This is a genomic window from Methylobacterium durans, from assembly GCF_003173715.1.
Taxonomy (GTDB): Bacteria; Pseudomonadota; Alphaproteobacteria; order Rhizobiales; family Beijerinckiaceae; genus Methylobacterium; species Methylobacterium durans.
The window spans coordinates 4,607,380-4,630,558 of the sequence record NZ_CP029550.1 but is presented as its reverse complement, the minus strand read 5'-3'; the positions used below and the strand labels follow the sequence as shown (position 1 = coordinate 4,630,558).

Genomic DNA, 23,179 nt, shown 5'->3' with positions numbered 1-23,179 from the left:
CGTACTCTGACCGGCCCGGCCCGGGCCATTGCGGCCGGGGCGGGTCTCCTGCCTCAATCGTCGAAGTCGTGATGGTGATGGTGCCCGCGGCGCTCGAAGGCCGCAGGACGGTCGTACTCGTCGTGATGGCCGTGATGGCGCCGGACCACCACGTCGTCGTGGTCGCCGTGCCGATAGACATCTACGTGTTCGTGAGGTCTCCGGACGCCCGGGCCGTACTCGTAATATTGGGCCGATGCCGCCGCCGGCGCGAGAGCGATGGCCGCCGCCATCAAGCCTGCAAGGTGCCGTCTCATCGATGTCTCCTCTCGGATCTCGGAGCGCGCCAGGGTGCGACGCCGCCGTTGAACGCGTCCTGAAGGCGCCGTTCAGGAAGCCTCGGGGCTCGCGACCGCGCCCTCCGGATAAGCGAAGGGGCCGCCGCGGGGTACGGTCACCCTCGCGACGGCCCCTGGTCAGGCGCGCAGCGATTAGTGCCGGTGCTCTTCGACCACGGTCTTCTCGTGATGGTCATCGTGGTGATCCTCATGCACGACCGGGCGGTCGCGATGATGCTCCTCGACGGTGGTGTGCGTGTGCTCGACGTCGTCGTGATGATGTTCGCCATGCACCGACACCCCACCCGGGCCGACGTCCACGTGCTGCGCCAGCGCGGCGGCGGGGGCGAGGGCCAGGGCGGCCGAGGCGGCCAGGGCGGCGATCGTGATCCTCATCGGGGGTCTCCTGAATTCGAGGTTGCGGCGCAAACGCGCGCTGCCGCGAAACAGATCCGGACTTTTTCTGGTCGGTATCCGTGCTGATGCAATTTCTCTTTCCGCTGAACGTGACTGGATCGAACCGTGTCACCGTCGGCGGCTGACAGGTGCGAGCCGGAGTGCGATTTGGCAGGTCCGGATAGACGCCGCGCTATCGCAAGGTGAATCCGGCCCATTGGACCGGGGGCGATGTTCAGGGCAGGTTCAAGCATGTCGGGCGACGGCTTGTGCCGGCGGACCTGAATCGCACATAAGGGCGACGATGGACTTTGGCGGTCGGCATAAGCGCCGTTGGGCGAAGCGAGGCTGGTGGGTGGTGGCCGCCCGCATGCTCGCGCTCGTCCTGGCCTTGGCCGTCGTCGCCCCGACCGCCGGGCTCGCCGAGGATTTGGCCTTCCATTCGGGCCGCCACCACGGTCGGACCGAGATGGCCACCGTGGATGCTGCCGCGCTGGGTGAGGCCGTCGACCCGGGCCTAACCTGCCATGTCCATTGCGGCTGCCACCAGCTGGCGACCTTGCAGGCCGACCCGGTCGCACCCGCGCCCGACGTTCCGCGCCCGGTCTACTTGTGCTTCGCCGAGGCGCTCGCCTCCGTCGTCCCCGACCGTTTGGCACGACCGCCCCGCGCGTGAGGTGACCCCGCGCCCCTGGGCGCATCCGCCCGGCCGCCCCACCCGGCGCCGGGCCCGTTGCTTCGTCTGAACCTATGGGACCGAACGTGACCGCCCAGCGAGGCCGTCCGTCGTCCCGGCCGAACGGTCCCCCATGCGTCTCTTCATCCTCGCGGCCGTCCTGGCCGTCGGCATCGCCATCGGCGTCGCCGCCCCCGCCGTCACCGGCTTCGTCCGGACGACACTCACCACAGCCGGGCTGCCGCCATCCCTGATTACCTTCGCCGCGGGCCCCGAAGCCGGCAGGCCGGCGGCGGGGGCCAGCCATGCCGAAGGGGACGGCAATGACCACGGCAAGCCCGCGGTCAAGCCCGCGGCCAAGCCCGGCGACGGCCACGTCGAGCACCCCCCCTCCGAGGCGGAGGACGAGGAAGGTCACGTCAGGATGACCGCCGAGCAGGTCCGGAACCAGGACATCTCGGTCGTGAAGGCCGAGGGCGGCACCTTGTCCCGCCACATCCTCGTGCCAGGCACCATCACGCCCGACACCGACCGGATCGCGCGCGTCCCGGCCCGGGTCGTCGGCACCGTGGCCGAGATGCGCAAGCGCCTGGGCGACGACGTGAGGAAGGGAGAGGTCGTGGCCGTCCTCGACAGCCGCGAGGTCGCCGACGCGAAGAGCGATTACCTCACCGCCTCGGTGAAAGCCGAGTTGGAGAAGACGAACTTCGACCGGCAGCAGGCCCTCTGGGACAAGCGCATCTCGGCCGAGTCGGCCTTCCTGAATGCCAAGGCCGTCTACTCGGAGGCGAGCCTGCGCCAGGACCTCGCCCGGCAGAAGCTCTCGGCGCTCGGGCTGAACGCGGCGGAGGTGGCGAAGCTCGCCAAGCAGGACGAGACCACCCCGAACACCTCGACCCTGCGTCAGTACGAGCTGCGCTCCCCGCTCACCGGGCGGATCGTCGAGCGCAAGGTCGATGTCGGCACGGCGGTGGGCAAGGAGGGCGACCCCTCCGACCTCTACACGGTCGCCGACCTCTCGACCGTCTGGATCGAGCTCTCGGTCCCGACCTCCGAACTCGCCAAGGTCAAGGAAGGTGCCGGCGTCACCGTCACGCCCAGCCAGGAGGGCGGCGAGCGCCACGAGCGGGGCAAGGTGATCTTCGTCAGCCCCCTCCTCAATGCGGACACCCGCGCCGCCCGGGTCGTCGTGGCACTTCCGAACAAGGATATGGCCTGGCGCCCCGGCACCTACGTCACCGCCGAGGTCGAGATCGCGCAGGACGCCGTCGGCGTGCGGATCCCGAAGGCCGCCCTGCAGACCGTCGAGGGCAAGCGCGTCGTCTTCGCGCGCACCGAGGAGGGCTTCGAGAAGCGCGAGGTCGAGCTCGGACGCTCCGACGACGACGCTTTCGAGGTCGTCTCGGGCCTGAGGCCAGGCGAGGAAATCGCGGTCGCCAACACCTTCCTCCTCAAGGCCGAGCTCGGGAAGAGCGAAGCCGACCACGATCATTGAGGAGAATCGGCATGATCTCCCGCATCCTCGACTTCTCGGTCCACCAGCGCTGGCTGGTGCTGCTCCTGGCGCTGCTGGCGGCCGGTTTCGGCGTCTATGCGCTGACCAAGCTCCCCGTCGACGCGGTCCCCGACATCACCAACAACCAGGTTCAGATCAACACGACCGCGCCCTCGCTCTCGCCGGTCGACATCGAGAAGCAGGTCACCTACCCGGTCGAGACCGCGCTCGCCGGCATCAAGGGGCTGGAATACACCCGCTCGCTCTCGCGCAACGGCTTCTCGCAGGTCACCGCCGTCTTCGCGGAAAAACTCGACATCTATTTCGCCCGCCAGCAGGTCGCCGAGCGCCTGTCCCAGGCGAAACAGGACCTGCCGCCCGGGGCGGAGCCCCACATGGGCCCGATTTCGACCGGTCTCGGCGAGATCTACATGTGGTCGATCCACTACGCGAAGCCGGGCGAGCGGACGGTCTCGGCCGCCGGCAAGGCGGGCTGGCAGCCGGACGGCAGCTACCTGACGCCGGAGGGCCAGCGCCTGCGCACCCAGTTGGAGCAGACCGCGTATCTCCGCACGGTGCAGGACTGGATCATCAGGCCCCAGATCAAGACCGTGCCGGGCGTGGCCGGCGTCGATGGTATCGGCGGCTTCGAGAAGCAGTACCACGTCCAGCCCGACCCGACGAAGCTCGCCTCCCTCGACCTGTCCTTCGGCGACGTCGCCCGGGCCCTGGAGGCCAACAACGCCAACCAGGGCGCGCGCTACCTGGAGGACAACGGCGAGGGCTACGTCGTGCGAGCGGCCGGTCGCCTGGAGAGCATGGAGGAGATCGAGAACGTCCTCGTCACGACGCGCGGCGGGGTGCCGGTGCGGGTCAAGGACCTCGCCGAGGTCCGGATCGGGCGCGACCTGCGCACGGGCTCGGGCAGCGAGGACGGACAGGAGGTCGTCGTCGGCACCGCCCTGATGCTGATCGGCGAGAACAGCCGCACGGTCGCCGCTGCGGTCGACGCGCGCATGAACCAGATTCGCAAGTCCCTTCCGCCGGGCGTCGAGGTGCAGACGGTCCTCAACCGGACGCTGCTCGTCGAGGCGACCATCAAGACGGTGGCCAAGAACCTCGCCGAGGGGGCGGCCCTGGTCATCGTCATCCTGTTCCTGCTGCTCGGCAACATCCGAGCGGCCGTCATCACGGCGCTGGTCATCCCGGTCGCCATGCTGATGACCATGACCGGCATGGTCGAGGCGGGGATCTCGGCCAACCTGATGAGCCTGGGCGCGCTCGACTTCGGCCTGATCGTCGACGGGGCGGTCATCATCACCGAGAACGCGCTCCGCCATCTCGCCGAGAAGCAGCAAAGTCTCGGTCGCCCCCTCGACACCGAGGAGCGCCTCGCCACCGTGCGGGCCTCGGCCGAGGAGATGATCAAGCCGTCCCTTTACGGGCAAGCCATCATCATCCTGGTCTACGTGCCACTCCTCACCTTCACCGGAGTGGAGGGGAAGATGTTCGAGCCGATGGCGCTCACCGTCATCATCGCGCTCGTCTCCGCCTTCGTCCTCTCCCTCACCTTCGTGCCGGCCCTCATCGCCATCGTCATCACCGGGAAGGTCACCGAGACGGACAACCTCATCATCCGCGGGCTCAAGGCGGCCTACCAGCCAGTGCTGGGCGCGGCGGTGCGGGCGCCCTTCGCCTTCGTCGGCGGGGCGCTCCTGCTCCTCGTCGGCGCCGCCGTGCTGTTCACGCGGCTCGGCACCGAGTTCATCCCGCAGCTCGACGAGAAGAGCATCGCGCTGAACGCGACGCGGATCCCCTCGACCTCGCTGTCGCAGTCGCAGGCCATGCAGCTCAAGGTGGAGCAGGCGGTCTCGAAGTTCCCGCAGGTCGCCTACGTCTTCTCGAAGACGGGGACGGCCGAGGTCGCCTCGGACCCGATGCCGCCGAACTCGTCCGACACCTTCGTCATCCTCAAACCCCAAGAGGAATGGCCGGACCCGTCCCTGGGCAAGGCGGAGTTGCAGGAGCAGATCGAGAAGGCCGTGGCTGAGCTCGCCGGCAACGTCTACGAGTTTTCCCAGCCGATCCAGCTCCGGTTCAACGAGCTTCTGGCGGGCACCCGCGGCGACCTGGCCGTGAAGGTGTTCGGCGAGGAGTTCGAGCCGATGCTCAAGGCGGCGAACCAGGTCGCGGCGGTGCTGCGCGGCATCAACGGGGCGGAGGACGTCAAGGTCGAGCAGACGGCGGGCCTGCCGTTCCTGGAAATCAAGATCAACAAGGCCGAGGCGGCGCGGCTGGGCTTGAGCACCGGGCCATCCAGGAGGTCATCGGCGCGGCCATTGGCGGCAAGGACGCCGGAATCGTCTTCGAGGGCGACCGGCGCTTCCCCATCGTCGTCCGCCTGACCGACAAGGTGCGCGAGGATCGGGAAGCGCTGGAGAACATCCCGGTACCGTTGCCACCCGGACCGAACGGCCGGGCGACCTCGGTCTTGCTGAAGCAGGTGGCGGGCTTCTCGGTGACGGAGGGGCCGAACCAGATCTCGCGCGAGAACGGCAAGCGCCGCGTGGTGGTCACCGCCAACGTGCGCGGGCGCGATATCGGCTCGCTCGTGGCGGAGGCTCAAGGAAAGGTCGGCACCCAGGTGCGACTTCCCCCCGGCTACTACGTGACCTGGGGCGGGCAGTTCGAGAACCTCGCCTCGGCGAAGCGACGCCTCATGATCGTGGTGCCGGTGTGCTTCTTCCTGATCTTTCTGCTGCTGTACTCGGCGCTCGGCTCACCCCGCGACGCGATGCTCGTGTTCAGTGCGGTGCCGCTGGCGCTCACCGGCGGCATCTTCGCCCTTTGGCTGCGCGGCATGCCGGTCTCGGTGCCGGCGGCGGTCGGGTTCATCGCGCTCTCGGGCGTGGCGGTGCTGAACGGCCTCGTGATGCTGACCTTCATCAAGCAGCTCATCGCCGAAGGGCGGCCGAAGCGCGAGGCGATTCTGGAGGGCGCGATGACCCGGCTGCGGCCGGTGGCGATGACCGCGCTCGTGGCCTCACTCGGGTTCGTGCCGATGGCGCTCGCGACCGAGACGGGCGCCGAGGTGCAGCGACCGCTCGCGACCGTGGTCATCGGCGGCCTGATCAGCGCGACCCTGCTCACCCTCGTGGTCCTACCGGCCCTCTACGCGCGCTTCGGCGGCAAGGAGGTTCCGATCACGAGCGGGAGGCCGGTCAAGGAGGCGTCCGCTGCACCGCTCGGAGAGGCGGCGGAATAAGCTGGATGTTCTGGGAGGGTCAAACCATGAGGATGTTTTGGCCATCGCTCGTCGGAGCGATGCTGTCGGCGAGTACGCCAGCGGCCCTGCGGGCGCAGGACGCTCCGTTCGGACTGTCATGGGGACCCATGATGGCCGTTCCTCGCCCCTCCATGGTCGACCGCGAGGGCAACATCACCGCCCTGTTCTACTTCCACGACCGTCCCCTCGCGGCGGGTAGCATGACCCAGGAGGTCGTCCTTGAGGTTTGCCAGGACGAGGGGCTGCAGCAGGTGATCTGGGTCAGTCAATCCTTCCCGGAAGCCGAGGTCGCAAGCCGGTACGGGGCGATCTACCGTGAAGGCGTCGAGCGCTACGGCTTGCCGCAGGACGATCCGCGACCTGACACCGTGGTCTGGCCGGGAGGCCGAACGCTCCTGGCGCTCCGTTCGGTCTCCGGCGACCAGAAGCGGCTGATCATGATCTCGACCGGCGACCGGTATGAGCGTTGCTCCGACGCGCACGTCGCCGCGACGGGGCACCGGGCGAGCCTGCATACCACATCGCTGCTCGACCCAGCCGGGCCTGCGCCAAGGTAACGATAGCCGCCCGACGCCGGGCGCAGACACGATGCTTCGGCCGGGACGGTCGATCTGAACGTCGACGGACATGGGAAAGCTCCGATGCTGAGATGCCTAGCCATCGCCTTCACCATCGCAGTCGCAGGCCCCGCACGGGCGGAAACGGTCAAGATCGTCGGCCTCGGCGCTAGTACCTGCGACCGGTTCAACAAGGAAATTGTCGGAAGCCCGTTGATTGAGCGAGACTACTTCGCCTGGGCGCAGGGCTTCATGAGCGGGGCGCTGATGCGGGCGCCGCCCGGCGTCGACGAGGGCCTGGACCTCTCGCCGCCCTCAGTTCCGCTGGAGAGCCAAGCCGATTTCCTGCGGTCGTTCTGTGCCGAGAAGCCGGACCAGGACTACATGGACGCAGCACGCGCCCTCTATCATCGCCTGCGCGGGCCGAAGACCTAGCCCGTCTTATTCACCGGGCAGTGGCTTGCGGCGTGTTTTGGGCTGATGGCGCGCGGGATCGGGCGTCTGTTCTGACGCGTGTGGACCTGGATCGTTCTGTCAGCACTGGAGGGACGGGAGCGGGTTTGTGGGGCATCACGGCCCCTTGGTTTAGCCAGGTGCTGGGGCGAGCGTGGTCGCGAGATGGCTCAGTAGGTCGGCCTCAGGACAGGCGGCGGCGAAGGCGAGGCGAACCCGGCTGGCGGTCTCGCGGATGCGGGCGCCAAGCTTCAGGAGGCGCAGCCGGAGCGTGGCGAACTCGGCCGTGGCGAGGCGGTGCGCCTTCGGGATGGCCTCACGCACGCTCAGCATCAGCCAGTAGGCCGCCGTGTGCAGGACGAGCCGCATCTGGTTGGCGGCGGGATGCCGGCACGAGGTACGGTCGGAGGCGAGCTGGCTCTTGTGCAGCTTGATCAGGTTCTCGGCCTGTCCGCGGGCACAGTACAGGTCGGCATAGAGCCATTCCGGCGTGCCGGTCGTGATGTTTGTGACGACATAGCGGATGTCGAGGCCGAGCCGGGTCGCCTCGATACGGGCGGCGACGCGCCGCTCTTGCCGCCAGGATTTGGCCGCGTGCGTGGTCTCGGCAAAGCCCCGCACCGCATCCTCGTTGTCGATGGCTCGCACAACTCTGATGTGATCGGCCGTCTGTTCCACCTTGGCCGCCAGCGCTTTGGTGCCGGTCAAACCGAAGACGTAAGCGACGCGGTTGTCCTCGCACCAGTCCATTGCCTCGGGCCGGCCGTAGTGGCCGTCGCCCCGGATGGTGATCGCGGTGTTGGGCCAGTGGCGGCGGATCGCCCGGACGAGGCGGCGCAGATGTCCACGCACTTCGCGGCCCGAGGGCGTCTTGCCCGGCCGCAGGATCATCGCGACCGGGCGGCTGGTGGCGGTGTCGTAGACGTGGATCGGCAGAAAGCAGCGCTCATCGTGATGGGCGTTGAACAGCGACAGTTGCTGCTGGCCGTGCACCACGTCGCACGTGTCGTCGATGTCCAGGGTGACGGCGTCGGGCGGGACGGGGTAGCTGGCGCAGTAGAGGTCGACCAGCACCCGCCCGAGCCGGATGAGGTCGCGCAGACCCGGCGTGTTCTCCAGCCGCGAGACGGTGGGCTGGCTCATCAGGTCGTGCCCGCTCTCGGGCAGGCGGCCGCAGGCGAGCTTGAAGGCGGGGTCGGCGCGCAGGTGGTCGAGGTCGTCCGCATCCTCATACCCGCAGGCAATCGCCAGGATGCGCGCCAGCAGGATCTCGGGCAACGGATGCAGAACCCGGCTGGGGTCACGACGGTCCGGGATCACAGCAGCGAGCTTGTCGGCAATGTCCAACCGCCGGGCGGCCTGGGCGAGCAGCAGGACGCCGCCATCCGAGGTCAGGCGTCCGCCATCGAAGGCGGCTGTGAGCTTCTTGCCCCGAACGGATGGAAACGCGAACGGGAGACACGTAGGATCGGACATGGCGGGCGTGGCAGGCTCGGTGCGATCTGAAGGCTTGGCGTCAGCACCCAATCCCTAAGCTACATCAATGCTTTATGCTACGCTCGCCACCCCAGATCCACCGTCCTCGTGAATAAGACGGGCTAGGACAGCCAGGTCCTTTCCGTGTCCAGTCGTGGGCCTTTCAAGTGCCGAGGGGACGGCGCCTCCACAAGCTCTCCCTCAGGACCGGCGGCGCCTGAGCCAACACGTCCTCACGGGCGTGGGCCATCGTAGCGGCAGCGCCGGGGAGCTGGTTGCAGGAACGGCGCCGAGACCCTATCGATACCCATATGGGGTTAAAAGGGGCCACCGGCGTCCATGTGGGCCCGCACGGCAGGCTCATCCGATGCTGGCGGAAGTCTCTCGCTGCTTGTGGAAAGCGGTCGGATCCCACCGACGGGCATGACGATGTCTCCGAGGATTTTGCTGCACCGTCAGACTCAGAGGGATATCTGATAGAATTTTTTCCCGTATTAATCTTGGAGTGATCAGTATTTAGATGATGGTTTGCATTGTTTATGGTTTAAACCAAGTTATCAATTTACAATAGGCCCAGTTTCCAAAACGGCAAAACTTTACCAAGGCATTGAGTTGCAAAAATGAGCAAGAAGATGGGACGCCGGCTGGAGAGCTGGGGGCCATCCGAGGCCGGTAGGCGTCCCCGCCTGCGGAAGCATGTCCTCGCGCGGGCGACGCGTACCCTTCACCTCATCTATGGATTGATCGTCCTCTTCTGGATGATCCTCGTGATTGTCTCCATCCGCCGGTGACCGACCGCGCCCGGAAACACGCGATCACCTCATCGCCGTCCGGGCGCTTCGGAGACCTGGCCCGGGCCGGCCTCCCACGATGCGCCGTCCCGCCCGCTATGGTACCCCCACGGGGTTCTTGAGGCCTTTCCCGCTCCGGCGCGTTACTCTTGCCAGCCGCGATCCCCGCGCCTGCCGACCCATGCCAAGACAGGAGTGCATGATGACGAAGCGCGCTCTTCTAGGTTCCGCAATCCTGTTCGCCCTCGCTCCGAGTGCAAACTCCGCTGCAGGGTTGAGCTCGAACACATCGGCCTTCTCCGCCGGGCTCTATCTCGATCCAGGAGCCGGCCAAGAGGCTCGCGGTACCCTGACCCGGGCGCACTACCGCCCCGTCTTTCTGGGATGCGTCTACTCCTATCATGAGTGCGAGCATCTCGGACACGAGCGCGGGTTCTACAATCACTTCACGCGGCACGACCATAGGACATGCCATCATGGGCCGTCCTACGCCTGCTACGGCCAGTGAAGACTTGAACATTTGGACTGTTATAGAACAAAGGATTTGTGGGATGGGCGAGGCGCTGAGACTTTTCTTGATCGCGGGCGCTTCGGTCGTGCTTGTGGCGGCGTCCGGCCTGGCGCAAACGTTCGAGGTCGGACCGGACGACGTTCGGCCGGGACATGACCACCACCACGAGCCCGTCATCGAGGGGCACCACGACCATCCCGTCATCGAGCATCGCCGCCACGACGTCGACCATGACCATGGGGTCGTCATCGAGCGACACGACGGCGGCCACCATCACGACGACGATTGAGCGGGTTCGAGCACCCGGGCCCCGGGTCATCTGGGGATGCGTCAGGCTCGCTTGGATTGCGGGGTGGCCACCTGGCGAGGGAAAGGCCCGCCTCGGCCGAGGCCTCGCGGTGGCGCCGATCCGGATCAGGCATCCGCATCCACGTCCTTGTTGCGACGTCCTGGCGTCGACCGCCCCCGCCAGTCCCGGCACGGGCGTCGCCGGAAGCAAACCAGCCGAACAATGCCGGATGGGAACGTGACGACCCGGGCCAGCCGTCCCGACGGCGGCCGGCACGGGGCTGCGACACGATGACGGGTCGGCGTGCCGGGCTCCCGGCCCCCTGCCCGCCATGGGCCGGATCGGGCGCCGCGCGAGCCTGGCCGGAACGGATGCGGAACGGGCGAGTTGCCGTCCCTGAGGCGAGGCCAGGGTTCCGCACGGTCGCGGGCCCGCCTTCGCCGCGTGGCCGGGTGCCCGAGCGCGTGCGCGCAGACGCAGGTGGGCTCACCGGCCCGGTCGGTCGATGGGGGGCTGCGCATGGCGACCGTGTTCTTCTCGTATTCGCACAGGGACGAAGATCTCCGCGACCGGCTTGAGGTCCATCTCACGATGCTCAAGCGGCAGGGCGCCATCGAGGCCTGGCACGACCGCCGCCTCATCGCGGGCGACGAGTTCGGGGGCGGCATCCACCGGGAGCTCGAACGCGCCGACGTGATCCTCCTGCTGGTCTCGCCCGATTTCCTTGCATCCGATTACTGCTACGACATCGAGATGCGGCGCGCTCTGGAGCGCCACGGCGAGGGCAGCGCCCGGGTCATCCCCGTGATCCTGCACCATTGCGACTGGCACTCGGCCCCGTTCGGCAAGCTCCTGGCCGCGCCGCGCGACGGCAAGCCGGTGGCGTCCTGGCCGGACCTGAACGAAGCCTTCCTCGACATCGTGCAGAAGATCCGGGCGGCGCTGCCCGGATCACGCAGCCGCCTGCCGGGCGCACCGCGCCGCACGCGCCACCCCCCGCCCCGGGGCCGCGCTCCAGCAACCTCCGCCTCAAGAAATCCTTCACCGAGGTCGACCGTGACCGCTTCCTCGAAGAGTCTTTCGAGTTCATGGCCCGCTTCTTCGAGAACTCCCTGCAGGAACTGCAAGGGCGCAATCCCGGCATCGAGACCAGCTTCCGCCGGATCGATGCCAACCGTTTCACCGCCGTGGTGTACCGGGACGGCAAGGCCGTCTCGCGTGGGAAGGTCGTCCTCGGCGGCATGTTCGGCCGTGGCATGACCTACTCGATGGACGACCGCGCCCCGGACAACAGCTACAACGAGATGCTGGGCGCCGGCGCGGACGACCAGGGACTGCACCTCAAGGTGGGGGGCATGTCCGACCTGCGCGGATCCGGGCGCGGCCATCTCACCTCCGAGGGGGCGGCGGAGGTGTTCTGGAGCCTTCTGATCGAGCGCCTCCAGGGCGACTGACGCGACCTTGTTGCGGCGGACCGGCGTCACGGCCCCAACACAGGACCGTCCAGGGAGCGAGCCCGTGCGAGAAGCCGACCTTGATCACGCCTTCGCCGAGGCCCTGAGGGACTCGGCCGCCTTCCAGGCCTGGCTGCTGTCCGGAGGACGCTTCGCCAGACATGCCATGAGCGCGCGCCTGCTGCACGGCGAGCAAGCCGCGGCCCGGAAGGCCAGGCATTGGTGGAAACACTGGTGGTGCAGCCTGCCGGACGGCAGCCAGGGCGAGACCGATATCTTCGCCGTGTTCGACTCCGGGGACGAGGGGCGGTTCGGGATTCACGTCGAGAACAAGCCCCCGCACGGTGTCCTCCCGCTCCGGCAGGCGGTCAATTACCGGCGACGCGCCGCCTTCAAGGCGAACGATCCGCGCTGGCTGAACTACAGCGACTTCGAGGTCATTCTCGTGGCACCGGCAAGCTTTTTGGCCGCTCACCAGGAATGTCTCCGCCAGTTCGACAGGGGCGTGTCGTACGAGGAGGTCGCGGCATTCGCGCCCTTGTTCGCGGAGGCACTGCTGGCGGGGGCGGCCTGAGACCCTGCGGCCACGTGCGACCCCGAAGGGCATCGTCGGGCGGGACCTGCGGTCGTGGGACGAGGCCGGGAGCCTCGACGGCCGTGCCCGTTCGAAGCCTTCCTACTGTCCCGTGGACCAATCGTCGGGCGCAAGCTCGAATGCGATGTCGGCCGAGGTCGCGCTGACGATGACGGTGTAGGCACCTCCGGCATCCAGCCACAACGGCTGTTGGGTCAAGGGGAAGTACGCCTGCACGGCTGCTTGGGCGGCCTCGCGCGCCCGGTTCACCTCGTCGGCTGTCTCGGGATCGGTGTTGTCGCCGCCCCCGAACCAGACCTCGACGGCGTCGCCGGGCTCGCATGCCTGCCTTGCCGCAGACAGGAACCCGCGAAGGTCCGGCGTCCTGTGGTGGACGTTGTCGTAGTGGCAGAGGCCGGCCCATGCCTGGGTTTGGTTGACGACGGCAATCGCGATGCACGGACCCACCCCGTAGGTCACGAGTTCGTCCTCCTCGTCCAGGTCGAAGGTGAAGGCGGCTTCGTTCTGATCGACGTCGAACATCGAGTGGTTTCCCCTCCCAGGCCGGAACGGCCCCGCCCGTTTCCCCGCCCTTTGCCCCTAGACGGCTCGGTCCCCGCGGAAACGCGCGAACGTACTCCGTCCGGCGGGTCCGAACAGGATGACGTCGTAGGTCGCCGGTTCGACGCCGGCGACCTCCATGCCGGGCGAGCCGACCGGCATGCCGGGAACGGCGAGGCCCGTGCCGGAGGGCCGCTGCGCGAGCAGCCGTTGAATGGCCGCGGCAGGCACGTGCCCCTCGATCACGTAGCCGCCGACTTGGGCCGTGTGGCAGGAGGCGAGCTCCCGCGGCACGCCGAGGCGAACCTTGACGGGATTCACGGCGGCCTCCGTGACGCGAACCGTGAAGCCCTCCTTGCGCAAGTGCGCCACCCAAGCCTCGCAGCAGCCGCAACCCGGGTCCTTCGTGACCGCCACGTCGGGCAGGGGCTCCGCCAGTGAGGCACGCCCACCGGCGGCCGCGGCCGCCAAGCCCAGGACCACGGTTCGCCGTGACGGCCAAGACTGTTCGTTCATGTCCAACCTCCGGAGGTGACCGGTCGCGCATACCGTAGCGACCGGTCCTTATCTGCGTAAGGTGCGCTTGCCTGCCGGCAAGGTACCCGGGTCCCTCGGCTGCGACGACGCGCGGCGGCCACCGGGATGGAACGCCGAGGCCGCCCGGTTTGTCTCGGCCGATGGTCCGCGCCAGAGGGTCCGTCGACGTCCCCTGCGAGATCGCGCCGGTCCAACACGCTGCCGAACCGGAAGTCGGTCAAGGACGTGATGTCCGACGCTACCTGCCAGGAAGGCGTCGCGGTCCCTGGGCGCGAGGGCACCACGAGAGGACCGGAGCGCGCTTGTCCGTGCTGTCGGGTTGGCAGGGCCGGCGGTGACTTTCCGGGCACTGCCTCCGGGGCTGTCCGGATCTCGTCAAAAACCGGGTCCGCCCGCAGTCCCGCCGAGGTTCTGCGCCTCGTACGGGCGCTCCGGGAACTGGGCGTTCCCGCGCGTGCTGCTCCTGAGGTCCCGGCCCTGCACGTCGCGGGCGACAGTTCCGGCGGTCCGGCCTTCGAGGATGCTGGCCGTCGCCTCGGGATCGGTACTCCTGCCGGAAGCCGGCCGTGAGCCCCATTCGACGATTCGGCCATCCTGGACCGTCGACCTGGGATGAGCCCAAGCGTTGCCGCCCAAGGAGAGGATCGTGAGTGCGATCACGGTGAGATGCTTCGACATGGTTGTCCATCTTGTTCTTGAGGACACCGCGTGGGTGCCTCCTACAAGTTCGGACGCCTGAGGAGCTTCGTTACAAGTCTTGCCGCGGACTTCAGGGGCGCAAGGCTACCAGGGCGGTCCTGGCGCGTAGTGCGGTCGCGACCCAAGTGGCCGCGAACGGTCCGCGTAGGCGACCCTGGAGTGACCGGCAACAGGGCCTTTGCCGGCTGTCCGGGATGATCAACCAGGAGGAAAGGAATGGCTGAGCTCGTGGTGGTGGGGTTCGACGATCCCCATGAGGCGGACCGTGCCCTGAACGAATTGGCGCGCCTGCAGACGGAGTACCTGATCGACCTGGAGGATGCCGTCGTTGCCGTCCGCGGGCCCCACGGCCAGCTTCGGTTGAAGCAAAGCGTCGACCTGGTCGGCGCAGGGGCGGCCTCCGGGGGATCTGGAGGGGCGATGTGGGGTTCGCTGGTGGGCCCTCTCTTCCTGAACCCGCTGCCGGGTCTTGCCACGGGCGCAGCCCTCGGCGCCGGGGCGGCCGCCTTGTCGGGGAGCCTGGCCGATTATGGCATCGACGATGGCTTCATCGGCTCCATCGCCGAAACCCTGCAGCCCAATACCTCGGCGCTCTTTGTGCTTGTGCGCAAGGTCCAACCCGAGAAGGTGGTGGCGGAGATGTCGCGCTCCCGCGGCCGAGTGATCCGCTCGGCCCTCTCCCCGGAGCAGGAGAGCCGCCTCCAGGCAGCCCTGTCGGGGCCGGAGGTCTCCATGCCGGGCAGCGGTGAACTGCCGGTAGGCACCGCGGGACCTGTCCCGAACCCCAGCACGCCTCCGGAGGGGGGCAACGGTTTCGGGCGCTTGATCCCAGGACCTTACCCGCGGGAATCCGCGGGGCCGCATCGGCGAGTGCTTCAGGGACGGTATCCCCGTCCGGTCGCCCAAGCCGATTTCCCGTTGAACGGGATCGCGAACTTGCGCGTCGGGTAGTCCGGGTCCGGGATGCGGGGCGCGACCTTGTCCGGGGCCTTGCCCGCGAGAACCTGCCGCACGTCGGCGAGCACCGGCTCCGAAAGCCGATAATACTGGTGGCCGTAATTGGAGCTTCCGTCGTTTTCCCGCGTGTTGCCGACGTCCGTGCAATCGACCCAGATGACCTGGTTCGGGAGTTGGCCAAAATCGGCCGGGCCGAAGCCGCCGAGGGGCCTGTGGAGGTTCGCGGCCCAGCTCAGCATCATCGCGAGGTCGCTCTCGTTCGTGTAGACGTCGATGTGCTTGGCCAAGGTCAGGAGCGGCCTGAGCTTGCGTGCGTTGCCCAAGGCGTCGTCGTCCTCGTCGGCCGCCATCAGAAGCGCGTAAAGGAAGTAGCGCCGGGCCAGCAGGTCGGGGCGCGCCAGGGAGATCGACTGGAGGGCGGAGCTCAGGGCCCGGTTTCCCATGGAGTGGCAGACGATCTGCAGCAACGGCCTGTCGTCCTCCGCCAGGGGGGCCAGCTTGGCGAAGAGCCGGCCGAGGCAGAGGGCGATGGCGGGCCCCGATGCCAAGGCCGTGATCCTGTCCCTGTCGTAGGGCGTCGGGCCGAAAGCGCCCTGCGACGGCCACGCGAAGCAGAAGACCCTCCGGGCGCCGTAGCCGGATGCGACCTGCGCGGACGAGCTCATCGATTGCAGGAACGTGTTGTTGAAACCGGGAAGGAACACGATCCCCCCGGCCCCCGCCGACGCCCGCTCGGCCCGGATCTCATCCTCGGCGAACGCGACGATGCCGCCGCCCGCCTGGATCGAGGCCGCCGCCTCGTCCACCGACAACGGGTGCCCCGCCTCCTGCCTCAAGGTCGGATCCAGGCGCAGCGTAGCCGGGTCCGGCGTCCAGACCGGATGCGGGACGCCGTCCGAGCGGATGACGTCGATGGAACCGGTCAGGTAAGCCGACGGATCGGAGGGATCCAGGAAGCCCGTTCCGAACAGGCTGCCGTCCCGCGTGCGGTTCCTGTTCGTGCCGAACTGAACGGTGATCTTCGCCGGTGCAGCCGAAGCGGGCGCACCGGTAACCTCCTGCGCCTGGGCCGGGTCAAGGAGGGGCCCCGGGACCGCCATGGCAACCAGCCCTTTCTCCAGGTCGCGACGCGTGATCATCGAACGTCCCCCCAAATATCCTGGAAGGACATCGCAGCCACCGCGATTCGTAAAGCTGTTCGCCTGACATTTCTTCGAATGCCACAAGGACGGAATACAAAATTCCGTTATCTCCATTGGGTCCGAGCGGGTGAATTCAGTGTCTCGCCATGACGCGCCGCTCCGGGCGGCCGCCTCGCTCTTCGCGACCTGTCGGGAGCGACGCCCCGGGCGGCCAGGGCGCGGCCTCCCCCCGGCTTCTCGGAGCGGTCCGGACCGGGGCTCGCCCCACGGCTGCCAACCGCCGAGGGCGGGGGCCAGGGCGAACCGAGGGGTTGGCCACCGAGCGCCGGCCGGTGCCCTGCCCCGCAAAAAACCCGTATACCCCCGGATCGTATATTGGCGGACGGCGTTGCGTAGGACCGCATGGGCGGAAGCAGGAGTGTACGATGACCAAGACATTATCCCAGGTGTCCCTGGCGGCATCCGCCGCCCTCGCGTTCGCGCTGTTCGCCCCGGCTCCCGCGTCAGCCGGGGACGGGCCGGCCGTGGTGATCGAGGGGGGGCACCAGGACGACCACCACGCGCCGGCGGCCGGACACCACGCGACCGAGGGGCATCATGGTGACAGCGGTCACCGCGAGGATCACCACGAGGTCACGCACGAGGGCAGCCACGGCGGCGGGCACGGCGAGGACGGCCACCACTGACGGGGCGCGCCAACGGTGGTGGAGAAGCCGCTCCCGCCAGGGGGCGGCTGGTCCAGCGGGGCGGTCCGCGTGCCCTCAGCGCGGAGGTGTGCGACCGGCGCGGAGCCCGCGAATGTGTATTGCCAAGCCTCGAACTCGCAATTAAACCCCTTAGGGGTATATGACGCCTTGCACGGCGGAGGCGATCTTGGGCCGTGCCGTTCGGCGTGACCGGTCGGACCGGGGACTTTGGTCTGCTCGGTGTCTGTTCGCTCTCGCGACGGTGGTCGAGCCGGTAGCCTGCGGACCCGCAGCGGGATCTGGGTTGGACATGGGGCGCGGCTCACTGCCGGGCCGAGAGGCCGTTGGTCGCCCGTCGCCGCCGGGGCGAGGCGTGCCGAGAGGGTAAGTGCGCGCCGTCGCCGGGGCGCCCCAGCCCGATGGACCCGCCCGCTACAGGAAGGTTGGCATGATCGAGATCCTCCCGAACTGGCATCCGGTGGTCGTGCACTTCACGATCGCGCTGCTGCTGACGTCGTCCGCCCTGTTCATGTCGGGAGCCTTGCTCGCCCGGCGGCCTGTCGGCTCCGCCGTCACGCACGTGGCGCGGTGGAACCTGGCCTTGGGCGTCGTTGCCGCCGTCGTGGCGCTCGTCACGGGCTGGCAGGCCTACAACACGGTGGCACACGACGAGCCCTCCCACGCCAACATGACCATCCACCTTCGTTGGGCGCTCGGCTCCGCCGCGCTGTTCCTGGCCGCCGCCGCCGCGGCGTGGTTCGACCGCCGCCGCGCCGCCGGCGCGAGCGGTATCCTCCTCGCCCTGGTGCTCGCGGGCTCGGGGGCCCTCGCGGTCACGGGATGGCTGGGTGGCGAAAACGTCTACCGTTACGGCCTCGGGGTGAAGAGCCTGCCCAAGTCGGACACCCACGTGCACCCCGGTTCGGGCGATGGGCATCAGCACGAGCATGGTCCCGGCCCCGGAGGCGAGCCGGCGGTCAAAACGGGGGAGAGCTCGGCCAAGGACGGAGGTCGCGCCGCTTCCCCGCCGGCATCGCCTCCCGCCTCGGATCCGTCCGCCGCCTCCCCCGGGGGACATTCGCACGGAGACGCCCGCGATCACGCGCACTGAATCTGCGAGGGCGGCGCGTCCGAAGCGCGAAGCGGCTCCTCCGGGCCGGCGGTGGCGAACTGTCGCCGTCCGACGGCGCGACCGCTTCATTCCCCGGCCAGCGGGCAGAGTGGCCCCTGAGTGACGGTCGGGGCCCGTGAACCCCGCTCCATCACCCCGCGCCTGAGCGTCGGCGGGCCCGCTCGGGCCGCGGATCTCCGGTCAGGGCCGGCGCGAACCTTCGGTGCGATGGCGGGTTGATACGCCTGAGGGGTATCTGGAGAGACCCACATGACAATCGCGAGAACCGTACTCGTCGCCGGCCTGATCCTCGCATCGGGCGCTGTCGCCTCGTCGGCGCAGGATCACGGTGGGTCCATGTCCAGTATGAAGGGCATGGACATGAAGAACATGAGTCCCCTGCAGAAGGACTCGATGGCCGCCATGGACAAGATGAACCAGGCGATGATGCAGGGGATGATGGATCCGGACCCCGGCATCGGTTGGATGAAGGGCATGGCGGCTCACCACCAGGGCGCCATCGACATGTCCGATGCGGCCCTCAAGCATGCCAAGGATGCCGACGTTCAGAAGGAGGCCCGAAAGACGAAGGAGGAGAACGAGAAGAGCCTGAGGGAGCTTCAGGCGAAGATCCGAAAAGAAAAATAAGGCGCTCCACGCACGAGCCCAGCCCCGCGCACGTTCGCGGGCCGGGTCCGCGGGCGTGCGCGGGTTGCTCCCTTTCCCGATGCACCGGTCGTCGCCTCGCAGAAATGAGCTTTAACGCCTCGATAACCTTTGCGAGCGAGAAACCCGGTTGGGGTATGTCTGCCACGTCAGGCCGGCCAGGCGTTCGCCCTTGGTGCACAGCGACGGATCGAACGCCCAGGTGCGGAGGATCGCTCACGGGGGGCTCGCCTCCAGCGGTCGCCAGCCACAATGATGTGGCCTGTTTCCAACAGTCGCAGCGTTGATCTTAAGTTAACCTTTTCATGCGTTGCCGATTTCCCGGGCTCGTGCGAGAGTCGCGGCCGATTTGGTGAGGTCGCCCGATCCTTGGCATTCCTGCGCACATTGGTGTTCGCCTTCCTGGCGGTGGCCGTTGCCATCGCCCCGGCGGCGCCATGCACGATGACCAAGCACGCCTCGCGCGATCATGCGGCGCCCGGGGTGCCCACACCGTCCGACGGGGCTGAGGCCCCGCATCACAACCATCACCCGGTCACGGACGGGGCCGAGGCGCCGTCCGTGCCGGCCGCCCGCGCCGATGGCGCTGGCGGAGGGCTCGATGCCGCCCCGGCTGCCGGCGCACCGGACCGCGTGTCGGCAGCCGTTCCGCACCAGCACCACCAGCACGCGCAGAGTCACCACAAGCGCGCTCCGGCCTGTCCGGCGACCTGCTGCCCCCTAGCCTGCCAGGCCGCCTTGCCGGAGGTGCCGTGGTCGGGAGCCGTCCTGGACTTCCGTCCCTCCGAGCCCCTCGGGATGGCACGGGAGGACGGCGTCGCCGATCCGCGCCCCGTGCGCATCGAGCGTCCGCCGAGACGCATCGGCTGATGCCGGCGGGCGCGCCGCGCCCGCCTCTGACCCGCGCCTACCGGCCAGTCAGCCCCCGTCACGCCCGACCCGACAGCTGACCCCGCTTGGTCCGCGCCACGCGCCCGTCGCTGGCGTCGTCGTGCCGTGCCGCCTCCCACATGTCCGCGGACTCATCCCGCGGCCGGTCGCCCCTTTCGGGATGCAAGACATGCTCAAGTTTTCGAGGCTGGCCGTGCTGCTCACGGCCTTGCCGCTCGCCGCCTGCGTGCCGACGGCCCCGCCGGAGTGGCTCGTCCTGCCGGCGGATCCCGCCCTCGGCGTAAGGGCCCCGCGCTACTCCGCGGTCACGGCGGGCGTGCAGCGCTACGACGTCGTCGACCCGAAGGACTGGCGCGAGCTCAACAGGGCCGTGACGCCCAAGCCCGGTCAGGGCGGCATGGAGGGCATGCCGGGCATGGGCGGCACGGATCACTCCAAGATGCCGGGCATGAACGGGATGCCCGGCATGGGCGGCAAGCGCGACACGGGAGGCCGCTGATGACCAGCCCTTGTAACCAAATCGGCCCCTGCCCCGGATTACGGCACGAGGGGGGCGTACGATGACCAGGCTGTCAAACCCGGTGAGGCCGGCGGACCGTACGGGGGACCCGGTGTCGGGCCGGCGCGCCCGCGCCCTCGTCGGCATGGCCGGAATCGGCCTGCTGCTCGGCGGGTGCGCGAGCTTCTCGCCGGACGCCGGGCTGTCCGTCGCGAGCGGCTACGCCTCGCTTGAGCTCAGGAAGGATCTCGTCAAGGTCAGCGACGAGGCCCTCGCGCTGACCGCGGAGGCCCGGGCCGAGCAATTGCTGCGCCGTCCCCTGACCGCCGACAGCGCGGTGCAGGTCGCCCTCCTGAAGAACCGCGGCCTCCAGGCGGCCTTCAACGACCTCGGGGTGTCGGAGGCGCAGTTCGTCCAGGCGACGCTGCCGCCCCTGCCCCGTCTCACGCTGACCCGCACAGGAGGCGACTTCTCGCTGGAGGTCGAGCGCTCCCTCGTCGTCAGCCTGTTCGAGCTGGTGACGCTGCCCGCCCGGGCCGCCATCGCGCAGACCCGGTTCCGGGCCGATCAGTACCGCGCCGCCGATCAGGTGCTGCGGCTCGCGGGCGAGGCGCGCCGCCAATTCTACCGCACCGTGTCGGCGAACCAGTCGGTCGCCTACCTGGAACAGGCCCTGGCGAGCGCCGGATCGGCCTCGACGCTGGCCAAGCAACTCGGCGAGACGGGAGCGCTGAACAAGCTGGAGCAGGCGCGCGAGCATGCCTTCTACAGCGAGCTCGGGGCGCAGCTGGCGAAGGCCCGGGTGTTCCAGCGCGTCGAGCGCGAGAGGCTGGTCCGCCTCCTCGGCCTGTGGGGACGCGAGATCGATTTCCGGCTTCCGAACGGCCTCCCGCCCCTGCCCGGCCGCCTGGTTCCCGGGGCGCAGATCGAGGCGGAGGCGGTGAAGAAGCGCGCCGACCTGCAGGTTGCCCGCTTCGAGCTCCAGTCACTCGCCGGCCAGTACGGGCTCAACCAGGTCAGCGCCTTCGTCAACGTGTTCGACGTCGGGTATTCCGACGTCTACGACCGCTCGAAGACCTTCGAGCCCAACGCGCAGGGCGGCTTCGACATCCGCCGCGACACGACCTTCCGGAAGGGTTACTCGGCCGACCTCGTCATCCCGATCTACGACTTCGGCACGACGGTGGTCCGCGGCGCCAAGGAGGCCTATCTCGGGGCCGCCCACCGCCTGGCCGAGCGGGCCGTCAACGCCCGCTCCGAGGTGCGCGAGGCCTACCAGCGCTATCGCGGGCAGTACGACATCACGCGTCACTACCAGGGCAGCGTGCTGCCCCTGCGCAAGACGATCCAGGACCAGGCGCTGCTCCAGTACAGCGGCATGCTGATCGACGTGACGACGCTGATCATCGACGCACGCTCCCGGATCCTGAGCAACGTCCAGGCCATCGAGGCCCAGCGCGACTTCTGGATCGCGGCGACCGATCTCAAGGCGGCCGTCGTCGGCGGCGGCTTCACGGGCGGCGGCTTCGGCGGCGAGAGCGCGGGCGTCGAGGGCGTCGCCGGCGGCGGCGGCCCGAGCCTGGCGTCGGCGACGCCGGGCGGCTGAGGCCGGCCGCGACTGCCTGGGACATGGAGGATCGAATGACCGAGATTTCGCGAAGGGGCCTGCTGGGCGCTGGGGGACTCGTCCTCGCCGGCACGACCATGATCAGCGGGCGCGTGCAGGCGGCCGGCCTGCCGGAGGCGCCCTCGATGGAGAAGGCGACGATGCAGCCGCCGCTCTACCCGACCACCGGGCCGGACTACCAACCGGTGGTGACGCTGAACGGCTGGACGCTGCCGTGGCGGATGCGCGGCGACTGGAAGGAGTTCCACCTCGTGGCCGAGCCCGTCGTGCGCGAGATGTCCCCGGGCATGAACGCGCGGCTCTGGGGCTACAACGGGCAGTCGCCGGGTCCCACCATCGAGGCGGTCGAGGGCGACAAGGTCCGCATCTTCGTCACCAACCGGCTGCCGGAGGCGACCGCCGTGCACTGGCACGGCCAGACCCTGCCCAACGGCATGGACGGCGTGGCGGGCCTGACCCAGCCCGGCATCCCGCCGGGCAAGACCTTCGTCTACGAGTTCATCCTGAGGCGCTCGGGCACCTTCATGTACCACCCCCACTCGGACGAGATGATCCAGATGGCGATGGGGATGATGGGCTTCTTCGTCGTGCACCCGCGCGACCCGGCCGAGCGGCGCGTCGACCGTGACTTCGTCTGGCTGCTGAACGCCTACGACATCGAGGCCGGGTCCTACGTGCCCAAGGTCAACACGATGCTCGACATGAACATGTGGTGCTTCAACAGCCGGGTCTGGCCGGGCATCGACCCGATGGTGGTGCGCCAGGGCGACAAGGTGCGCATGCGCTTCGGCAACCTGACCATGACCAACCACCCCATCCACGTGCACGGGGTCGACTTCAAGGTGACCGGCACCGACGGGGGCTGGGTCGACGAGAACCGGCAGTGGCAGGAGGTGTCCGTCGACGTGGCCGTCGGGCAGATGCGGGCCATCGAGTTCAACGCCGACAACCCGGGCGACTGGGCGATCCACTGCCACAAGTCGCACCATACCATGAACGCCATGGGCCACTCGGTGCGCACCTACATCGGCGTGAACCTGAAGAGCACGGCCAAGCAGATCCAGAAGATCGCGCCCGGCTACATGCCGATGGGGGCCACCGGCGGCGGCATGATGAGTGAGATGGAGATGCCGCTGCCCGAGAACACCCTGCCGATGATGACGGGGGCCGGTCCGTTCGGCTCCGTCGAGATGGGCGGCATGTTCACCGTCCTGAAGGTACGGCCGGGCCTCGCGGCGGGCGATTACGGCGACCCGGGTTGGTACCAGCATCCGGAGGGCACGCTCGCCTACGAGTGGACGGGCGACCCCCTGCCCGAGCCGAAGCGCGCGCCCGACACGCCGAAAGGCAAGCGGGCGCGCGAGACCGACCTGCGCGTGGTGGACCCGCGGAAGGGCCGGACGGCCGCGAAGGCGGGCGGCCACGACAACCACTGAGTTCGCTTGGCCGGGGCCCCGGCCGAAGGGTTCGGGAGGGGATGCCCCTTCCGGAGGCCGCCGCGCGGGTCGCCCAACCCGCCCCTCAACGG

Annotated in this window: 22 protein-coding genes and 2 pseudogenes; 17 read left to right on the top strand and 7 right to left on the bottom strand. The window is 68.7% G+C overall.

Features of this window, described 5'->3' with window-relative positions; translation table 11 throughout:
- Window positions 1-53: 53 nt before the first annotated feature.
- Both DK389_RS21265 and DK389_RS21260 read right to left on the bottom strand, forming a co-directional pair.
- The gene (locus DK389_RS21265; RefSeq protein WP_109892582.1) at window positions 54-296 is read right to left on the bottom strand and encodes a hypothetical protein; all 243 of its coding nucleotides are present in this window, start codon (window positions 294-296) and stop codon (window positions 54-56) included.
- 174 nt (window positions 297-470) lie between these two features.
- Window positions 471-713, bottom strand: coding sequence for a hypothetical protein (locus tag DK389_RS21260; RefSeq protein ID WP_109892580.1), 243 nt, complete (start codon window positions 711-713; stop codon window positions 471-473).
- 358 nt (window positions 714-1,071) lie between these two features.
- Here DK389_RS21260 and DK389_RS21255 point away from each other — a divergent pair, with 358 nt between their 5' ends.
- The 5 genes and pseudogenes from DK389_RS21255 (at window position 1,072) to DK389_RS21235 (ending at window position 7,162) form a co-directional block, all read left to right on the top strand.
- On the top strand, window positions 1,072-1,389 hold the full coding sequence (locus DK389_RS21255; RefSeq protein ID WP_335645488.1) for a hypothetical protein: 318 nt from the start codon (window positions 1,072-1,074) through the stop codon (window positions 1,387-1,389).
- Between the two features lie 133 nt (window positions 1,390-1,522).
- On the top strand, window positions 1,523-2,884 hold the full coding sequence (locus DK389_RS21250) for an efflux RND transporter periplasmic adaptor subunit (RefSeq protein ID WP_109892576.1): 1,362 nt from the start codon (window positions 1,523-1,525) through the stop codon (window positions 2,882-2,884).
- A gap of 11 nt (window positions 2,885-2,895) precedes the next feature.
- Window positions 2,896-6,149: pseudogene (locus DK389_RS21245) on the top strand (efflux RND transporter permease subunit).
- 131 nt (window positions 6,150-6,280) lie between these two features.
- Window positions 6,281-6,727 carry a threonyl-trna synthetase gene (locus tag DK389_RS21240; protein WP_236960218.1) on the top strand — a complete coding sequence of 149 codons (447 nt, stop codon included), beginning with the start codon at window positions 6,281-6,283 and terminating at the stop codon, window positions 6,725-6,727.
- Between the two features lie 84 nt (window positions 6,728-6,811).
- A complete protein-coding gene (locus DK389_RS21235) occupies window positions 6,812-7,162 on the top strand; it encodes a hypothetical protein (protein ID WP_109892574.1) in 351 nt (116 codons plus the stop codon).
- Between the two features lie 150 nt (window positions 7,163-7,312).
- Here DK389_RS21235 and DK389_RS21230 read toward each other — a convergent pair whose 3' ends face one another.
- Entirely contained in the window at window positions 7,313-8,656 is a 1,344-nt protein-coding gene (locus DK389_RS21230) for an IS1380-like element ISMpo3 family transposase (protein WP_109892572.1), read from the bottom strand.
- Between the two features lie 1,342 nt (window positions 8,657-9,998).
- Between DK389_RS21230 and DK389_RS21225 the strand changes: the two genes are divergently transcribed.
- The 4 genes from DK389_RS21225 to DK389_RS21215 all read left to right on the top strand — a co-directional run bounded on the left by DK389_RS21225 (window position 9,999) and on the right by DK389_RS21215 (window position 12,275).
- Window positions 9,999-10,247: a hypothetical protein gene (locus DK389_RS21225; RefSeq protein WP_109892570.1), complete on the top strand. Its 249-nt coding sequence runs from the start codon at window positions 9,999-10,001 to the stop codon at window positions 10,245-10,247.
- A gap of 519 nt (window positions 10,248-10,766) precedes the next feature.
- On the top strand, window positions 10,767-11,507 hold the full coding sequence (locus DK389_RS21220; protein WP_236961026.1) for a toll/interleukin-1 receptor domain-containing protein: 741 nt from the start codon (window positions 10,767-10,769) through the stop codon (window positions 11,505-11,507).
- On the top strand, window positions 11,390-11,701 hold the full coding sequence (locus DK389_RS34415; protein ID WP_236961025.1) for a hypothetical protein: 312 nt from the start codon (window positions 11,390-11,392) through the stop codon (window positions 11,699-11,701). The genes DK389_RS21220 and DK389_RS34415 overlap by 118 nt, the downstream gene beginning before the upstream one ends.
- Before the next feature lie 64 nt (window positions 11,702-11,765).
- Window positions 11,766-12,275 (top strand): hypothetical protein, encoded by a 510-nt coding sequence (locus DK389_RS21215; protein WP_109892568.1) that lies wholly within the window; start codon window positions 11,766-11,768, stop codon window positions 12,273-12,275.
- Window positions 12,276-12,377: 102 nt separating this feature from the next.
- Here the strand turns inward: DK389_RS21215 and DK389_RS21210 are convergent, their stop codons facing one another.
- The 3 genes from DK389_RS21210 to DK389_RS21200 form a co-directional block, all read right to left on the bottom strand.
- Window positions 12,378-12,818, bottom strand: a complete 441-nt coding sequence (locus DK389_RS21210) for a hypothetical protein (RefSeq protein ID WP_109892566.1) — start codon at window positions 12,816-12,818, stop codon at window positions 12,378-12,380.
- Between the two features lie 57 nt (window positions 12,819-12,875).
- Window positions 12,876-13,352, bottom strand: a complete 477-nt coding sequence (locus DK389_RS21205; RefSeq protein ID WP_109892564.1) for a DUF411 domain-containing protein — start codon at window positions 13,350-13,352, stop codon at window positions 12,876-12,878.
- Window positions 13,353-13,748: 396 nt separating this feature from the next.
- Window positions 13,749-14,051 (bottom strand): hypothetical protein, encoded by a 303-nt coding sequence (locus DK389_RS21200; protein ID WP_109892562.1) that lies wholly within the window; start codon window positions 14,049-14,051, stop codon window positions 13,749-13,751.
- A gap of 237 nt (window positions 14,052-14,288) precedes the next feature.
- Between DK389_RS21200 and DK389_RS21195 the strand changes: the two are divergent.
- Window positions 14,289-14,885 (top strand): annotated as a pseudogene (locus DK389_RS21195) (DUF1269 domain-containing protein); the annotation flags it as partial.
- A 62-nt stretch (window positions 14,886-14,947) separates the two neighbouring features.
- Here DK389_RS21195 and DK389_RS21190 read toward each other — a convergent pair.
- Window positions 14,948-16,285, bottom strand: coding sequence for an alpha/beta hydrolase (locus tag DK389_RS21190; RefSeq protein ID WP_162560752.1), 1,338 nt, complete (start codon window positions 16,283-16,285; stop codon window positions 14,948-14,950).
- 311 nt (window positions 16,286-16,596) lie between these two features.
- On the opposite strand from DK389_RS21190, the gene DK389_RS21185 reads away from it, so the two are divergent.
- The 7 genes from DK389_RS21185 to DK389_RS21155 all read left to right on the top strand — a co-directional run bounded on the left by DK389_RS21185 (window position 16,597) and on the right by DK389_RS21155 (window position 23,087).
- The gene (locus tag DK389_RS21185) at window positions 16,597-16,857 is read left to right on the top strand and encodes a hypothetical protein (RefSeq protein WP_162560751.1); all 261 of its coding nucleotides are present in this window, start codon (window positions 16,597-16,599) and stop codon (window positions 16,855-16,857) included.
- 448 nt (window positions 16,858-17,305) lie between these two features.
- On the top strand, window positions 17,306-17,968 hold the full coding sequence (locus DK389_RS21180; RefSeq protein WP_109892556.1) for a DUF2231 domain-containing protein: 663 nt from the start codon (window positions 17,306-17,308) through the stop codon (window positions 17,966-17,968).
- Between the two features lie 270 nt (window positions 17,969-18,238).
- Window positions 18,239-18,616: a DUF305 domain-containing protein gene (locus tag DK389_RS21175; protein WP_109892554.1), complete on the top strand. Its 378-nt coding sequence runs from the start codon at window positions 18,239-18,241 to the stop codon at window positions 18,614-18,616.
- A 387-nt stretch (window positions 18,617-19,003) separates the two neighbouring features.
- Entirely contained in the window at window positions 19,004-19,504 is a 501-nt protein-coding gene (locus tag DK389_RS21170) for a hypothetical protein (RefSeq protein ID WP_109892552.1), read from the top strand.
- A gap of 190 nt (window positions 19,505-19,694) precedes the next feature.
- A complete protein-coding gene (locus DK389_RS21165; RefSeq protein WP_109892550.1) occupies window positions 19,695-20,024 on the top strand; it encodes a hypothetical protein in 330 nt (109 codons plus the stop codon).
- A gap of 61 nt (window positions 20,025-20,085) precedes the next feature.
- On the top strand, window positions 20,086-21,630 hold the full coding sequence (locus DK389_RS21160) for a TolC family protein (RefSeq protein WP_109892548.1): 1,545 nt from the start codon (window positions 20,086-20,088) through the stop codon (window positions 21,628-21,630).
- Between the two features lie 35 nt (window positions 21,631-21,665).
- Window positions 21,666-23,087: a multicopper oxidase family protein gene (locus tag DK389_RS21155; RefSeq protein WP_109892546.1), complete on the top strand. Its 1,422-nt coding sequence runs from the start codon at window positions 21,666-21,668 to the stop codon at window positions 23,085-23,087.
- Window positions 23,088-23,179: the final 92 nt, after the last annotated feature.

Excerpts from the sequence above, each read along its gene's own strand:
- DK389_RS21265 (WP_109892582.1), bottom strand. The coding sequence starts at position 296 with ATGAGACGGCACCTTGCAGGCTTGATGGCGGCGGCCATCGCTCTCGCG.
- DK389_RS21260 (WP_109892580.1), bottom strand. The coding sequence starts at position 713 with ATGAGGATCACGATCGCCGCCCTGGCCGCCTCGGCCGCCCTGGCCCTC.
- DK389_RS21250 (WP_109892576.1), top strand. The coding sequence starts at position 1,523 with ATGCGTCTCTTCATCCTCGCGGCCGTCCTGGCCGTCGGCATCGCCATC.
- DK389_RS21240 (WP_236960218.1), top strand. The coding sequence starts at position 6,281 with ATGGCCGTTCCTCGCCCCTCCATGGTCGACCGCGAGGGCAACATCACC.
- DK389_RS21235 (WP_109892574.1), top strand. The coding sequence starts at position 6,812 with ATGCTGAGATGCCTAGCCATCGCCTTCACCATCGCAGTCGCAGGCCCC.
- DK389_RS21230 (WP_109892572.1), bottom strand. The coding sequence starts at position 8,656 with ATGTCCGATCCTACGTGTCTCCCGTTCGCGTTTCCATCCGTTCGGGGC.
- DK389_RS21225 (WP_109892570.1), top strand. The coding sequence starts at position 9,999 with ATGGGCGAGGCGCTGAGACTTTTCTTGATCGCGGGCGCTTCGGTCGTG.
- DK389_RS21220 (WP_236961026.1), top strand. The coding sequence starts at position 10,767 with ATGGCGACCGTGTTCTTCTCGTATTCGCACAGGGACGAAGATCTCCGC.
- DK389_RS21210 (WP_109892566.1), bottom strand. The coding sequence starts at position 12,818 with ATGTTCGACGTCGATCAGAACGAAGCCGCCTTCACCTTCGACCTGGAC.
- DK389_RS21205 (WP_109892564.1), bottom strand. The coding sequence starts at position 13,352 with ATGAACGAACAGTCTTGGCCGTCACGGCGAACCGTGGTCCTGGGCTTG.
- DK389_RS21200 (WP_109892562.1), bottom strand. The coding sequence starts at position 14,051 with ATGTCGAAGCATCTCACCGTGATCGCACTCACGATCCTCTCCTTGGGC.
- DK389_RS21190 (WP_162560752.1), bottom strand. The coding sequence starts at position 16,285 with ATGGAGATAACGGAATTTTGTATTCCGTCCTTGTGGCATTCGAAGAAA.
- DK389_RS21185 (WP_162560751.1), top strand. The coding sequence starts at position 16,597 with ATGACCAAGACATTATCCCAGGTGTCCCTGGCGGCATCCGCCGCCCTC.
- DK389_RS21180 (WP_109892556.1), top strand. The coding sequence starts at position 17,306 with ATGATCGAGATCCTCCCGAACTGGCATCCGGTGGTCGTGCACTTCACG.
- DK389_RS21175 (WP_109892554.1), top strand. The coding sequence starts at position 18,239 with ATGACAATCGCGAGAACCGTACTCGTCGCCGGCCTGATCCTCGCATCG.
- DK389_RS21165 (WP_109892550.1), top strand. The coding sequence starts at position 19,695 with ATGCTCAAGTTTTCGAGGCTGGCCGTGCTGCTCACGGCCTTGCCGCTC.
- DK389_RS21160 (WP_109892548.1), top strand. The coding sequence starts at position 20,086 with ATGACCAGGCTGTCAAACCCGGTGAGGCCGGCGGACCGTACGGGGGAC.
- DK389_RS21155 (WP_109892546.1), top strand. The coding sequence starts at position 21,666 with ATGACCGAGATTTCGCGAAGGGGCCTGCTGGGCGCTGGGGGACTCGTC.